Consider the following 12,060-nt stretch of genomic DNA (forward strand, 5'->3'; position numbering starts at 1 on the left):
GGTTGGACCGCAGCCTTGCGGCCTTCATGGCGACGAAGCCGGCGGGCGGGACGGACCTGCACCCCGCGGGAAGCGCGGGGCCGGAGCGTGAGCGGAGGATGGCGAAGGCCGGGGATTTTGCTTCGCGATGGAACGCCGCGTGTCGGGGCCCTGCGACGCCTGCGTCGTGGGGAAACACCGGCGACGGAAAATCACCGGCCGGAGCCATTGCCGGTCCGGGACGACTGCCGGCCGATCGCCCTCTGGAAGGCCTGGCTGCGGGTTCTCTGTCGGCGGTGGGTATCAGAGCGTGGCGGAAGAGCATTCCCGCTCGCAGCCACTCCAGATCATGGGCTCGTCACGGACAAGCGGGCGACGTCCTCGGGAGCAAGCTGACATCGGAGTTGCGCCCGCAAGGCGTCAACGCCAAAGGCGCGCAGATCTTCGTTGAAGTCGCCAAGCGTCGGCGAGAGCACGATGGCCTCGATCCCGGTGGAGTTCGCTCGTGCAATGAGGCTGTCCCGTGCCCTGTTGCCGGCCGGATCGGTGTCGCGGGCGATGTAGAGCCGCCGTAGCCCGGGTGGAAAGGCGATGGCGGAAAGGTGGGCGGCCGAGAGCGCCGCTGCCGTCGGGAGGCTTGGCAACACGCCGCGGAGGGAAAGGATCGTCTCGATGCCCTCTCCGGCAGCCATCACGTCATCAACTCGGCCGAAGCGAACGGCATGCTCCAGCAGGTGACCTATGGCCCGCCGGGGCGTGGCGATTGCCGCCTTGTCCGATCCGTCCGGAGCGAGCCACGTCCGGTGGATGCCCATGATCCGTCCCCTGAGGTCGGTGACGGCAGCGATCATGGCCGGCAGGGGTTGAATGGGCCCGTGCGCAGCCGGGCGATAGAAGCAGCGAGGATGAAAGCGCAAGCTTCCGGTTTCGTGCAAAGCCGAGATGCCGCGGGTCCGCAGATACGCCTCTACGATTGTGCCCGAAATCGGCTCTGCAGCGGCGAACAGCCGTCGTGCCGAGATGACCGGATCACGTGAGGAACATTGCTTTCCGCCATGAGGAGCTTCCGCGTCTGGTGAGATTGGTGGAAGGCGCAGAAATGCTTGAGCCTCTGCGACCACATCGGTGAAGTTGAGCAGGCCCCGGCTTTCGCGGATCACGTCGAGGAGGTCGCCGTGCTCGCCCGTGGCAGCGTCGGTCCATTTTCCGGCTGGGCCCTTCGCGGTGTCCGTCAGCCGCACGAACATGGAGCGGCCGGGAGAGTTGCGAACATCGCCGACCTGCCAATAGTGCCCCTGCCGTCGGCCCGCGGAGAGATAATGGCGGCAGACTGCCTCCGCCTGCCGCCCCAACTGCCGGGCCAGATCATGGGTCACATCCGTCATGGGGACGCTCCAAGAAAATGGCCCGCCGTCCGGGCCACGCGATAGGGGGGATCGCGGAGCCACAGACGGCGGGCCAGGTTGCCCGGGGAGGATTATTCGGCAGCGATCGAGGAGGAGATCGCTTCGGGCTCCTCAGTGTCGGCGAGGTCTTCGCTGTCGGCCATGGCCGTTTCGCCGTCGGTCTCCGCCGTTTCCTCGCCGACGGTGTCCAAGGGCTGGGTCCGCAGCGCCTCCGGGAGCCAGCCGCTGTCGGCGAGGAGGGTCTCGGCCTCCCGGGCCATGTCGCCCTTCTTGAGGTGGGCGATCCGCTCGGCCGGGCGCTCCCCCTTGGCCTCGGTCACCGCCTGCAGGATGCGGGCCTTGGTGACCCTGCCGAGGAAGGTGTCCACCGTGGGCTTCCATCCGACGGCTGCCATGTCGAGCGACACCGCCTGCGCCAGCCTATCGGCATGGGCGAAGGCGCGGGGACGGCGGTTCCAGGCCTCATGCACCGCATTGACCGAGAGGCTCACCACATGGGCGAACAGTGCGGCCCGGCTGTCGTGGTCCCACCCGCTCAAGGTGTCCCAGAGCGTGCCCGGCTCCTTCGGCAGAGCCTTGGCCCAGCTCTCATGCCGGACACGAATGGACTCGGCGGAGACGCTGTCATTGAGGCCCGGCGCCTGGGCATTGAACGAGACGCTCTTGAGATCGAGCTCAAGGCAGCTGTCCGAGCCATAGGCGTAGAAAGCTTTCAGCGTCAGGGCATGGACCGCGGCAAGGAAGGCGACGTCAGGCTGCTCGCCCAGCGAATGGCGCAGGCCGAGGGTGCGGTGGGTGGTCAGCTCCGTGAGCAGCCGGTCGGAGATGGGGGTGAGGCCGTCCTCCTCCTCGGGCTCGCCAGGAGCATCGCCTGCTGCCGCCTCCTGCCGAGGGGATGAGGCCACGAGGTTGGCACCGTCGGTCTCGATGGAAGGGTCATGGTCCTCCTCGACCGGCACCTCGTCCTCCGGGCGGACGAAACCCCGTTCCACCCGGAGCTTTCCATCCTGTGCGATGCTGACGAAGGCGCCGGCCCGGGCGACCTCCGCCGGATCGAACGCGAGAGGACGCGCTTCGAAGGCCTCCAGCATCGCCTCGAGTGCCCCGAGCCGCGCGTCGACCTCTTCGGGAAGCTCGTCGACATCGGCATGTTCTTCGGACAGACGATCGTATTCCCCCTGGGCTGCCTCCCGCGCAGCCTCCTCCGCTTCGGTCAAATGCATGGGCTCGCCCCGCAATTGGCGTAGGCCATAGGTGTGGCCATAGGCGAAGTCCGGCGCGACCTCGATCCACTTCCAACCCTCGCTCCGGATCACGTCGGCCTCGGCGACGAGCTTCTCGGCCACCATCCGGTCGACGAGGGGCACATCCTGCAGCCAGCCACCGTCATCGCCCTGGAACAGGTCGCGCAGCACCGTGCCGCCGGCCATCTCGTAGGCCTCGATGCCGATGAAGCGGGCCCGCTTGTCGGATGCCCGCACCGCGCCCTCCGTCAGCATGCGCCGGATGACATAGGGCTGCTTGTCGTAAGCTTGGGCGAGACGCTCCAGCACCTGCTCCTGCCGTTCATGGTCGCCCGATACGGTGAAGGCCATGAGCTGGTCGAGGGTGAGGCCATCCTCGGCATAGGTGTCGAGGAGCGTCGGAGAGAGCGAGGCGAGCTTCAGCCGCTGCTTCACCACCGCGACCGAGACGAAGAAGGCGGCGGCGATCTCCTCCTCGGACTGGCCCTTCTCCCGCAGAGCGAGAAAGGCACGGAACTGGTCGAGGGGATGGAGCGGCGCGCGCTGGACATTCTCGGCGAGGGAATCCTCCTCGGCGATGCCGCCCTCACGGACAATGCATGGCACCGGGGCCGTCCTGGCGAGGCGCTTGCGCTTCACCAGCAGCTCCAGCGCCCGATAGCGCCGCCCGCCGGCCGGGATCTCATACATGCCGGTCTCGACGCCGTCGGGATCGACCACGGCTCGGACATTGAGGCCCTGGAGCAGGCCGCGCCGGGCGATGTCCTCGGCGAGTTCCTCGATGGAGACGCCCGCCTTCACCCGGCGGACGTTGGCCTGACTCAGCACCAGCTTGTTGAAAGGGATGTCGCGGGAGGACGAAAGGGTGATCTTCTGAACGGCCGTGGCCATGGGATATTTCTCCGCGACGGGCGGCCAGAGAACCTCTCTCTGGCCTCCAACCCGTCACGAAGGACGGCGCCGCCCTCTTCCTCTGAGGGCAGCGCCGCAGAACCGATGATCCGGAAATCCGGAACAACACGAAGCCGGAGACACGACATTCCGCATCTCCGGCTTCGCGGATCTCAGACGGCGCGGTCGAGGAGTTTCTTCGCCCGCGCCTCCAGATCGAGGCGGGCATCCTGGTGGGGCTTGTCCCGGGCCACGGCCGTGATGCCCTGCACGAAGTCGAAGATGCTCTCCGGCTTGCGACCTTCTTCGGCCAGCACGGTCTCGATCACCTTCTGCGTCTCCGCCTTGGAGAAGCCCTTGCGGCGCAGGAACTCGGTGCGGTCCTCGTCGGTGCGCGCCACGATGCGCTCGCGTGCCGCCTTGATGCCGTTGACGAAGGGCATGGGGGAGGAGTTAGCAAAGCGCTCCAAAGCCGGCGCCGCCTGATGGGCGAACCGAGATGCGGCATACTTGGAGTGCCGGATGGTGATCTCCTCGAAATCCTCGACGCCCCACAGGTTGCGGTTCTGGCAGACGGCCCGCAGGTAGAAGCTGGCGATCCCCAGCGTCTTGGCGCCCACCTCCGAGTTCCAGCAATAGAAGCCCCGAAAAAACAGGTCCGGAGAGCCGTCCGGCAGCCGGCCAGCCTCGATGGGATTGAGATCATCCACCAGGAACAGGAAGACGTCCCGATCCGAGGCGTAGAGCGTGGTGGTGTCCTTGGTGATGTCGACGCGGGGATTGTAGATGCCTGTCGACCAGTCGAGCACACCCGGCACCTTCCAGCGGGTGTCGCCGGTGCCATTGCCGGCGATGCGGCGCACGGCATCCACCAGCTCGTGGTCGTAGATGCGGCCGTAGTCGGGACCGGTCACGGCCCGTAGCTCGACGCGGCCGTCCTCCACCTCCAGCGTCTTCACCTGCTCAGCGCGGTGCGTCAGCAGGCCGTGCTGCAGATTGATGCCGGCGAGCGGAGCCGGGAGTTGCCGCAGGTAGGCCGCCGGCGCGCCGATGAGGCTTGCAAGCTGGCCGAAGCTCCAGTGGGTCGGCGCAACAGGAGCCTCCGTCCCCGGCAGCGCGAGCGTCAGCCGGTCCGGCGCCTCTCGGCTCGCTTTGACGCGGATAGCCGCGCTCTCCACCGTCCGGGTCCGGCTCCGGTCGGACCGGCCGCGCACCGCGCCATACAGCTCCGACAGGGACAGATAGCGTTCGTCCGCCGGCCGGGAGAACCACTCCGACGACACGCGGCCGACGCGCTCGCCGCGATTGACATCCACCTTATACCCGCCGCTCGGATCACCGCGGGCGTCCAGAACCTGTTCGTTCATGGGATCGTTCTCCATGACGGGCGCCGGCAGCCTCTCTCCCGGCAGTCAACCCGTCACGGAAAACCGGTCCACCCTCTGACTCTTGAGGGGCGTTGCGGGGGCTCCCCGCTCGATGGGGTCGGCCGAGACCTGGCTCGGCCGCAGGGGAAGGCTTTCCCCTAGCAGCGTCACATCAGAAGAGCCGGATTCATTCAGGCCGGCTCGGGAACAGGAGATAGATCCAGTCGGCGCAAGCCGCCAGGATCTTCAGCGCCATGCCGGGGGAATGAATTTCAGCGCTGCCGTGGGACAGACCATTACGTAATGCGATAAGCGCCTCGACAGGATCGGCCATCAGCATGCTGCCCTCGACCATTGGCGGCAACGCGCCCGTTTTGCGTGCTCGATCGACCAGATTGCGCAGCGTGCCGCGTGCGTCTCCACCATGCCCACTCAAACGAAATTTGAGCGCTAGCTCGAAAGCTCCGAATGCTTGGATTTCTCCCACCACGAAGAGATCGTAGTCAAAAAAGGCGTAAAGCATGATGCTACGCGCTCTGTCGAAGGCCTTTTGAACCTCTACGGGTGCCGCACCCTTCAAGCCGACATCAACTATTCCGGCATGATGGTCTCGAAGCGTCATTCGACGCGCGACATCTTGCTCAATAACATAGAGGTCAGCGAACCGGGGATCGGGCTCGAGAAGGGAGTCGAATGGCTTGAGAGACATGGGGCAGATGGCTCCTCTGAGCTATGCGCCCCAAGCGTCAATGATTTGGCGCAGAGGAAACGGAGCTCTTTCCTTCGACCATTCGTGGTACGGCGCTGCCGTCTGGCTATAGGGGCCAGGCTCCGGTCGATCGAACTGAACCCGCGCCGGGATATGGAACGCGCTTCCGAAAACGATCGCCTCGCCCGACGACAAAATCGTCACCTGATCGAGCAAACGCCGCGCCTGCATCGGGATGATGCGTCGGAAATGGTCGATGTCGTCCGGGTTCTGCAGACGATGGCTGATGAAGTTGGCACACTGGCTGATAATTGTCTGGCTGATCTCGCTCGGTCGCTGGCTGGCGATGATCAGTGAGAGGCCAAACTTCCGTCCCTCCTTGGCGATACGCTCATAGGCGAGACGTGCGAGGCGATGGCCGCGGTCTTCGTCCGATCGCGCCGGCCGCGCGTAGTTGTGCGCCTCCTCCAGGACGAGCACCCAAGGATGCTTATAGCGTGATGCCGCCGGCAATCGCTCCCTTGCCTCGAGGAGTACGCGCCCGATGACGGCGCAAGCATAAGGGAGAATCTCGTTTCCCAACATGGATAAGTCGAGCACCGACACCTTAGGCCCGCCCGCATTTCCGAGACCAAAACGGGAAAACCACGATGCCAGATCCGGGATGCTAGTTTCGGCGTTCTCATAATTGAGAAACGAATGCCAGCGTTTATCGTCGAGGCGCGTCTTCAACCTCAGTTTCAACGTCGTGAGGTGTGCATCGACCCTTATGGTATCTTCCTTGGACACCGCTCGATTGATCAGGGATGGATCTGTCAACGTCGAACGGGAGATGCGCAACGGTGAATCGGCTGTCCGAACGGCAGTCTCGGCGACATGGCTGCCGCCGATGATCTTTGCGCGGATTTCATCCTGGAGCTTTCGAGCCTCGGCTTCGATCTGAGCAGCATTCGCGAGGACCTCTTGATTGAAACCGGTGATCGCTTTGTGCGATGCGAACAGAGTTTCAAATGAGGCTGTATCGATGTCGGAATTCGCCAGATAGCCTACAATCAGATCGCAATATGAACCAGCCGACTTCCGTTGTATCTTTTGGAGATCGGAAAGCAGCTTTTCGATTGAGATTAAAGCACTCTGGAATGTATTAAGATTCGAAACCTCATCAGCATTCCCGCCCTTCGCGATCGCCCACCAATCCTTCAGGACCGGCTCCTGCGTTTGTTCGGCAGCGCTCAACCAAGCGCAGATCTCTTCAGCATTGAGAAACCAGAGTGGAAGGCCGAATTCTTCACCGTTGAGGTAGATGCGATCGGGCAATCGTGTGACGGTCTTGCCTGTTGGGAATGCCTTTTCATACTCGCCATTAATGTCGAGGATAAAGACATGCGGCTCCTCGGCGGCACCATCGAGCGCCTTCATCGCCTTCTGGATCAGGCTGGAAACGGAAAAGGACTTGCCCGAGCCGGTGTTGCCGACGATCGCCAGAGGGCGCGAAAACAGATCGTTGTAGGAGGCGCGCACGACATTGCGCGTCTGGCCCGTTGGAAACCCGATTTTCAGGTCGTAGTCGAAGTCCTTGTCATCATAGCCTTCTGGCCTATTGCGCCGCGGCGGAAGCTCGAACACAGCGCGCAGCACGGCCGGCGATCCGATCTCAGCAGGGGTATCGAGGGTTGGCAGAACGGATATGCCCGGGCTGAAGGAGGCGTCGTCATCAATGTTCTCGATCGTGCCCAGCAACTGCACGCTGGCGATCCGGCGAGACTTCATCAACTCAAGGCTGAGGTCGTCGCCACTTGCAGGGTCGAAGCTCTCGCGCGCCTCGAGGTCGGTAATGATGCCGATGACGGTTTCGCCCGCCCCCAATGAAAATGTCAGGTAGGCGTTGATGGCGATCGCGACCTGGACGCCGTCAAGGGTCGCGCGAAGCGCCGAGCGGGTTTCGGGCAAAAGCTCGACTTTCACCCGAAACCCCTGAACAGCGACGATGTGGCCGACAAGTCTAGGATTATCCATGGTCAAGCCCCCGTATCGGGTTCGGCGGGCATTGCAGACGAGGCGATCTGCTTTTCAAAACGACGCAGACGCAAGAAATCGTCGAGCCATTGGACGTCGGGCATCGCTGACCGCGCAAAATCATCAAAGGTCGCGTGCTTGAACGTGGCAGCCGCAAAGGCTGCGTCGGTCGGGCACAACACGAAAGCGCGCTTGCCAAGGTCCTTGTACCGCCGGATGCGCTCGACGACCGGGCTCTCCGGATTGGGCTCCACCACCAGCATAACCAGCGACGGGTTGATCAAGGCACTCTCGATGATTCGGCTGACATGATCGTCGCCGAAGCCGTAGCCGAGGACGAGCAGGAACGTCTGAGGGATGCCGAGGCGCACTTGGAATGATCGGAAGAGATGCGCATACGGCATCGTCAGCGTCTGCGTGAACTTATTCGCGGTCGGCAGAATACCGATCGATGCGGTTCCCTCGGCAAGATCAACGAGTGCGGCTGCCTTCTCCTCCGGCTTCAAGTCCACATAGGCTCGGAACGGCGCGAGGTCGGGGTGCCGCGCCCGCATCTCGCCATCTTGCTCGAACCAGTGAATTGACCCATGCAGCTTGTAAAAATGCAGGAACTTGTCGAAGCGCCGGACTCGGCCTTCGGCGACTTCCCCCGGATAATAGACGTCAAGGCCGTAGACGGAGGGATCGAACCGCGCTGCGGCGCGGCCGGTGAACCCATCGAAATACTGGATGCCGAGCAACTCCAGCGCCTGCTCGAACAGGGTGTCGTAGTTCAACGTGAAAAGATGAGTTCGCCCGAGATTGCTATCTCGGGCGACGAGCTTGGAGAGAAATGCGAGCTGCGGCGGGGTCTCTCTTATCGACTTCGCCATGGCCTTATCGGGCAAGGACAGCGCGCATTCTGCGAAAATCGACATGCGCAGATGGTTTACGAACCACTGGAGATCGTCAAAGCTTGGTGCGGGTGTGCTCGGCCAGGTGACACCGGAGAATGGTGCGTCTTTCGACTGGCCAATGACCAAGGCGTTGGCGACGAAGGATAGCCAAGCTTCGAAACCTAGCGTCGGTTCATCGATAAAATTAGCCAGCCAGACGGCGTCCCTCCGCGCCTTGATGATGGGGCCGATTGAGGCAGGCACATCCGGGAGGGCCTCGATCGTTTCGAAGACAGCGGTTTCAAGATTCGCCATGGTCTTCCCGCCGGCTGAAACCGACGTACCGGAACCCGTCAAAACCACGAGGTTTTCCATGCGTAGCCATTCGGAGATCAGAGCTTGGAGGCGAACTCGCCCCTGTTTCTGGTCAAGCCCAAGCAGGAGATCTCCAGCATTGCCGTCTTCGGTCAGACCGATGAGCTGGTACTCGATGGGTACAGGCGGCGGCGCCATCTTCATTTTTCCCCCTCCAGGCCGCCACGCAACGGATTGATGATCTGGAGCCCGGCGAAGTCCTTCTCGTTGTCAGTCACCACGACGCATTCATTCGCACCGGCGACGGCGGCGATGATCATGTCGAGTCCGCTACGGGGACGACCCGCCACCTTGCCCTCCGCCATCAGCCGCGCCCAGATCAGGCCGGCCTTGGCGTCGAAGGATAAAATGCGGCCCGTGAACAGGGCCTGCGGCCCCTCCGGCCCGACAAACCAGGCGTCGAGCGCATCGCGTTTCTTGCCGCGGGGCTTTTCCAGAATGCCACGTCGAATTTCAGCGACGGTCAATGACGCAATAAACAGGTCCTCGTCGCGCTGTGTTGCCATCCAAGCCAGCAACGACGCCGACGGCTGCGGCTTGACGATATTGCTGATGATGTTGGTATCGAGGAGATAGCGCGTCACAGATCGACCTTACGCCCCTCTTCACGCGGGCGGGAAAGATCAAGCTCCGCGCCCACCAGCGGCGAGCGGCGTAAAGCGGTGAGGATGCCGCCGGGCTTGGGTGGTTCGCCAGCGACGACTGTCTTCACGGCCGCGCGAACCTGCTCCGCTTCCGGCCCTTCCTCAGCCAGACGACGGGCAAGAGCGCGTATCAGCTCGCGATCGGATTCGAGCGCCATGATCTCGAAGCGCGTGAAGCCGCGCTGCGTCAGACGGGCGCGGTAATTCTGGATCGCTCTCTTCTGTGCAGCATTGCCCATGGCCACCCTCCATGCTATATCTGGATATATAGCCCAGATTTGTTGTGCAGACAAGTGAGGACGCGATGGCGAAACGCGTTTCAGACAGGCTTGGCCAGAGAGCGGATCGCCGCGCCATCCGATGCCGGTATTTTCCGTCTGCTGTGATGCGCTTTTCTACGCCGGATGGCGCCAGCACCAGCAACAATATGCCGAATGCCGTCGAATACTCTCCGTTGATTTGCGTTGCTTATACTTCGATTCACAACAATCGTGAAGCCGATCAACTTGCAATCGCTATCGAACGGCGCAACGATGGACCAGGACAAACGCCAGCAGCAAAGGAGCGCGCTTCGGCTCGTCGAGCCGGAACTGTCGCTCGTGCGCCGCGGCGACGGTCCCGACCCGCGCCTGAGCGAGTTGGCTCGCCTGCTCGCCCGTCGTGCTGCGCGGGAGGTGTTCGAAGAGCAGATGAAGGAACGCAGCACGACGCGCTCCTGACACCTCAGGAGAGTGCGCTTTGAAAGTCGCGATCTACGCCCGCTATTCGTCCGACAATCAGCGCGACGCCTCCATCGCCGACCAGCTCCGCATCTGCCGCCTCCATGCCGAGAAGCAGGGTTGGCAGGTGGTCGAGGAATATACCGACCACGCCATTTCCGGCGCCTCCCTTCTTCGTCCCGGTATCCAAGCCCTGATCTCGGACGCAGCGCGCGGCCGTTTCCAGTACGTGCTGGCCGAGGCGATGGATCGTCTTTCGCGCGATCAGGAGGACATTGCCGGCCTCTACAAGCGCATGGCCTATGCGGACGTGAAGATCGTCACGCTCTCCGAGGGCGAAGTCACGCATCTGCATGTCGGTCTGAAGGGCACGATGAACGCCCTGTTCCTCAAGGATCTCGCCGACAAGACGCGCCGAGGCCAGCGCGGGCGCGTCGAGATGGGCAAGTCCGGCGGCGGCAACGCCTATGGCTATGATGTGGTGAAGAAGTTCGACGCCGGCGGCGAGCCCATACGCGGCGACCGGACCATCAACGAGTTTCAGGCGGGGGTCATCCGCCGCATCTTCCGTGACTATTCGGCCGGAAAGTCGGCGAAGCGAATTGCCTTCGAGCTGAACAAGGAGGGCATCTCCGCGCCGGGCGGTGGAGAATGGGGCTTCAGCACGATCAACGGCAATCCGAAGCGCGGCAACGGAATCCTCAACAACGAGATGTACGTTGGCAAGCTGGTCTGGAACCGTCAGCGCTTCATCAAAGACCCGGACACTGGCAAGCGCCAGGCGCGCATAAACCCGGAGGAGGACTGGATCACCCAGGATGTGCCCGAGTTGCGCATCCTTGACGACGAGCTGTGGCGGGCGGTCAAGGATCGCCAGAAAGCGGTCAAACTGAACCGTAGCGACAACGGCGAGACCGAGAACCACTTCCGGGAACGTCGGCGCCCCAAATACCTTTTCTCGGGCCTGACCAAGTGCGCCTGCTGTGGCGGTGGCTATTCGATGATCTCGGCTGACCTGGTTGGCTGCTCGACAGCCCGGAATAAGGGCACTTGCGACAATCGCAGGAACATCCGGCGCGATCAGTTCGAGGCGCGCGTCCTGAACGCGCTGCGCCATCACCTGATGGACCCAGCGCTGTTCAAAGAATTCTGCGAGGAATTCACCCGCGAGATGAATCGGCTGCGCATGGAAGGCCGAGCGTCGATCGATGCGGCCGAGGCCGAGATCAAGCGAATCGACCGGGAACTCGACAAGTTGATGAAGCTCATCCTCGCGTCCGACAGCGACGACGCCCCCACCCGGATGATGAAGCAGATGAAGGAGCTGGAGGCTCGCCAGAAGGAGCTAAAAGCGTTCCTGCAGGACGCCCAGGAGCCGCCGCCCCTCCTGCATCCAAACATGGCGCATCACTACCACGCCCAGGTGGATGAGCTGTATGCGGCGCTTCAGGAGGATTCGGAGGAAAAGCGGATGACGGCGGCCGACCTGATTCGCTCGCTGGTGAAGGAGATCATCCTGACGCCGGCAGAAGGCGAGCTTCGGGTCGACGTGCGAGGTGATCTGGCTGGAATTCTTGCGATTTCGCTCAAAAGCAAACGGCCCGCCAGAGGGGCGGGCCGATCGCAAGTCGAGATGGTTGCGGGGACCTGCTCTGATCAGAACTTGCGAACGCAAAAAAGCCGCCCGGTGGGGGCGGCTGATTTGCGCGATTTGGTATCGCAATTTGAGATGGTTGCGGGGGCAGGATTTGAACCTGCGACCTTCAGGTTATGAGCCTGACGAGCTACCGGGCTGCTCCACCCCGCGTCAGAACCGAGAGTTTGCCGGCGAACCG

General features: G+C 62.9%; 10 protein-coding genes and 1 tRNA gene. 2 read left to right on the forward strand and 9 right to left on the reverse strand.

What is annotated here, in order from left to right; all coding sequences use genetic code 11:
* Positions 1-326: 326 nt before the first annotated feature.
* From V5F63_RS14700 to V5F63_RS14735, 8 genes are all read right to left on the reverse strand, one after another.
* Positions 327-1,364 carry a DUF7146 domain-containing protein gene (locus V5F63_RS14700; RefSeq protein WP_149577259.1) on the reverse strand — a complete coding sequence of 346 codons (1,038 nt, stop codon included), beginning with the start codon at positions 1,362-1,364 and terminating at the stop codon, positions 327-329.
* Positions 1,365-1,456: 92 nt separating this feature from the next.
* Positions 1,457-3,520, reverse strand: a complete 2,064-nt coding sequence (locus V5F63_RS14705; RefSeq protein ID WP_012116550.1) for a ParB/RepB/Spo0J family partition protein — start codon at positions 3,518-3,520, stop codon at positions 1,457-1,459.
* Positions 3,521-3,693: 173 nt separating this feature from the next.
* The gene (locus V5F63_RS14710) at positions 3,694-4,887 is read right to left on the reverse strand and encodes a hypothetical protein (RefSeq protein ID WP_012116549.1); all 1,194 of its coding nucleotides are present in this window, start codon (positions 4,885-4,887) and stop codon (positions 3,694-3,696) included.
* 187 nt (positions 4,888-5,074) lie between these two features.
* On the reverse strand, positions 5,075-5,596 hold the full coding sequence (locus V5F63_RS14715) for a hypothetical protein (protein ID WP_012116548.1): 522 nt from the start codon (positions 5,594-5,596) through the stop codon (positions 5,075-5,077).
* Positions 5,597-5,617: 21 nt separating this feature from the next.
* A complete protein-coding gene (locus tag V5F63_RS14720) occupies positions 5,618-7,612 on the reverse strand; it encodes an ATP-binding protein (protein WP_394102824.1) in 1,995 nt (664 codons plus the stop codon).
* Between the two features lie 2 nt (positions 7,613-7,614).
* On the reverse strand, positions 7,615-9,006 hold the full coding sequence (locus V5F63_RS14725) for an SIR2 family protein (RefSeq protein ID WP_188079547.1): 1,392 nt from the start codon (positions 9,004-9,006) through the stop codon (positions 7,615-7,617).
* Positions 9,003-9,446 carry a type II toxin-antitoxin system VapC family toxin gene (locus V5F63_RS14730; RefSeq protein ID WP_012116545.1) on the reverse strand — a complete coding sequence of 148 codons (444 nt, stop codon included), beginning with the start codon at positions 9,444-9,446 and terminating at the stop codon, positions 9,003-9,005. Before V5F63_RS14730 ends, V5F63_RS14725 begins: the two co-directional genes overlap by 4 nt.
* Positions 9,443-9,745, reverse strand: coding sequence for a hypothetical protein (locus V5F63_RS14735; RefSeq protein ID WP_012116544.1), 303 nt, complete (start codon positions 9,743-9,745; stop codon positions 9,443-9,445). The genes V5F63_RS14730 and V5F63_RS14735 overlap by 4 nt, the downstream gene beginning before the upstream one ends.
* A gap of 252 nt (positions 9,746-9,997) precedes the next feature.
* On the opposite strand from V5F63_RS14735, the gene V5F63_RS14740 reads away from it, so the two are divergent.
* Both V5F63_RS14740 and V5F63_RS14745 read left to right on the forward strand, forming a co-directional pair.
* On the forward strand, positions 9,998-10,225 hold the full coding sequence (locus V5F63_RS14740; protein WP_229644185.1) for a hypothetical protein: 228 nt from the start codon (positions 9,998-10,000) through the stop codon (positions 10,223-10,225).
* 19 nt (positions 10,226-10,244) lie between these two features.
* Complete coding sequence (locus tag V5F63_RS14745) at positions 10,245-11,999, forward strand: recombinase family protein (protein ID WP_229646959.1); 1,755 nt, start codon at positions 10,245-10,247, stop codon at positions 11,997-11,999.
* On the opposite strand, the gene V5F63_RS14750 is transcribed toward V5F63_RS14745, so the two are convergent.
* Positions 11,956-12,032: transfer RNA gene (locus tag V5F63_RS14750), tRNA-Met, on the reverse strand. The genes V5F63_RS14745 and V5F63_RS14750 overlap by 44 nt on opposite strands.
* Positions 12,033-12,060: the final 28 nt, after the last annotated feature.

This window comes from Xanthobacter wiegelii (genome assembly GCF_043193855.2).
GTDB classification, from domain to species: Bacteria; Pseudomonadota; Alphaproteobacteria; order Rhizobiales; family Xanthobacteraceae; genus Xanthobacter; species Xanthobacter flavus_A.

Excerpts from the sequence above, each read along its gene's own strand:
- V5F63_RS14700 (WP_149577259.1), bottom strand. The coding sequence starts at position 1,364 with ATGACGGATGTGACCCATGATCTGGCCCGGCAGTTGGGGCGGCAGGCG.
- V5F63_RS14705 (WP_012116550.1), bottom strand. The coding sequence starts at position 3,520 with ATGGCCACGGCCGTTCAGAAGATCACCCTTTCGTCCTCCCGCGACATC.
- V5F63_RS14710 (WP_012116549.1), bottom strand. The coding sequence starts at position 4,887 with ATGAACGAACAGGTTCTGGACGCCCGCGGTGATCCGAGCGGCGGGTAT.
- V5F63_RS14715 (WP_012116548.1), bottom strand. The coding sequence starts at position 5,596 with ATGTCTCTCAAGCCATTCGACTCCCTTCTCGAGCCCGATCCCCGGTTC.
- V5F63_RS14720 (WP_394102824.1), bottom strand. The coding sequence starts at position 7,612 with ATGGATAATCCTAGACTTGTCGGCCACATCGTCGCTGTTCAGGGGTTT.
- V5F63_RS14725 (WP_188079547.1), bottom strand. The coding sequence starts at position 9,006 with ATGAAGATGGCGCCGCCGCCTGTACCCATCGAGTACCAGCTCATCGGT.
- V5F63_RS14735 (WP_012116544.1), bottom strand. The coding sequence starts at position 9,745 with ATGGGCAATGCTGCACAGAAGAGAGCGATCCAGAATTACCGCGCCCGT.